1 protein-coding gene is annotated in these 818 nt (G+C 75.8%); it reads left to right on the forward strand.

Annotated elements, in window-relative coordinates; genetic code table 11:
- The coding region (gene murC / locus L0B03_RS18580; RefSeq protein ID WP_250448582.1) for a UDP-N-acetylmuramate--L-alanine ligase at nucleotides 1–818 on the forward strand (818 nt) is incomplete at both ends.

The raw sequence follows: 818 nt of genomic DNA on the forward strand, positions 1-818 counted from the left end.
TGGCCGCCCGCGGCCTCGCGGTCTCGGGGTCGGACGCGCGCCCGGGCCCGGTGCTGGACGCCCTCGCCGCCCGTGGGGTGACGGTCCACGTGGGGCACGCGAGCTCGAACCTCGGTACGGCGACCACCCTCGTGGTCTCGACGGCGATCCGCCCTGACAACCCCGAGCTCCTGGCCGCTCGCGAGCGAGGCTTGCGGGTGCTGCACCGGTCGCAGGCTCTGGCGGCCCTCATGCAGGACCGCACCGCGGTCGCGGTGGCAGGCGCCCATGGCAAGACCACGACCTCGGCCATGATCGCGGTCACCCTCGCCGTGGCCGGGCTCGACCCTTCGTACGCGGTCGGTGGCACGGTGCAGGCCGTCACCCCGCACCTGGACGCGGCCGCGGCGGTCGGTGCCCTCGCCGGCGCGCGGGACGGGCACGGCCCGGTCTTCGTCGCCGAGGCGGACGAGTCCGACGGGTCGTTCCTCGCGTACCGTCCCTCGATCGCGGTCGTCACCAACGTCGAGCCCGACCACCTCGACCACTACGGGACCCGGGAGGCCTTCGAGGAGGCCTTCGTCCGGTTCGTCGGTCAGGTCGTCCCCGGTGGGCACCTGGTGGCCTGCGCCGACGACCCCGGGTCCCGGGATCTCGCGGCCCGCACCCGCGCTGAGGGCGGCTCGGTGGTGACGTACGGCACCAGCAGCGACGCGGGCATCAGGCTCGAGGGCTGGCGCGCGCTCGGGTCGGGCAGCACCGCGACCCTGGTCGAGGCCGGTCTGGCGCCGGTCGCGCTCGACCTCGCGGTGCCCGGCCTGCACAACGCGCGCAACGCG

Source organism: Actinotalea sp. C106, assembly GCF_023630195.1.
GTDB lineage: Bacteria > Actinomycetota > Actinomycetes > Actinomycetales > Cellulomonadaceae > Actinotalea.